Raw genomic sequence first — 308 nt, forward strand, 5'->3', positions numbered from 1 at the left:
GTTTTTGCTGACGTATTGCGCGGCATCGAAGCCGTCACCGACGAAGCCAACTATCAGACGCTGGTCGCCCACTTTGGTTACAACCCGCAAAAAGAGGAGCTGCAACTGCGCTCGCTGCTGGGCTGGAACATTGATGGGGTTATCCTCACCGAACGCACTCATACACCAGGCACGCTGCGCATGCTGGAAGTGGCCGGTATCCCGGTGATTGAGGTGATGGACAGCGTCACGCCCTGCCTGGATATGGCGGTAGGCTTTGATAACGTTGAAGCGGCCCGGCAGATGACGCAGGCAATCCTCAGTAAAGG

The 308-nt window shown here is 57.5% G+C and carries 1 pseudogene; it reads left to right on the plus strand.

Annotated features, from left to right (window positions below):
• A pseudogene (locus SB765_RS28810) lies at positions 1–308 on the plus strand (transcriptional regulator); the annotation flags it as partial.

The organism is Pseudomonas sp. SIMBA_067 (assembly GCF_046534675.1).
Lineage (GTDB): Bacteria > Pseudomonadota > Gammaproteobacteria > Pseudomonadales > Pseudomonadaceae > Aquipseudomonas > Aquipseudomonas putida.